At 69.6% G+C, this 471-nt stretch carries 1 pseudogene; it reads right to left on the bottom strand.

What is annotated here, in order from left to right:
* A pseudogene (locus tag ACFR9S_RS14010) lies at positions 1-279 on the bottom strand (TVP38/TMEM64 family protein); the annotation flags it as partial.
* Between the last annotated feature and the right edge of the window lie 192 nt (positions 280-471).

Genomic DNA, 471 nt, shown 5'->3' with positions numbered 1-471 from the left:
CAGGAACGGCGGGACGCTGGTGAGCGCGATCAGCGCCAGCGCGATCGGGAGGCCCCGGAGTCCCCAGCCGTAGCCGACGACGACGGCGATCAGCGTGGTCGGCCACGCGAGCAGGGGGCGGATCAGCGCCAGCACGACCAGCGCGGCCGTGAAGCGTAGGGGGTCCGCGGCCAGCCAGTCCAGTCGGGTGAGCACCCACCGCGGCGAGGTGAGCGCGGCGCCGAGGCCGACGACGAGGACGACCGCGAACCCCAGCACCGCACGAGTGCGTCGCTGCACGGCCGTCCTCCTCGCCGGAGGGCGATGGGGCTTGTGGTCGCGAGTGAGAACCACTTTCAGTTACTTCAGTAGCTATTTGAAACTTCAAACAGTTGTTCCAGCATGGACAGGCGGCGCTACCTGCAGGCCGTCGGCGTCGGCGGTACGCTCGCGCTCGCCGGCTGTACCGCCGGATCGAGCGAGGGCAATGCT

The organism is Halolamina salina (genome assembly GCF_042678005.1).
Lineage (GTDB): Archaea > Halobacteriota > Halobacteria > Halobacteriales > Haloferacaceae > Halolamina > Halolamina salina.
Note: the sequence above shows the minus strand (reverse complement) of the source record. Positions and strands in the feature narration are given on the sequence as shown.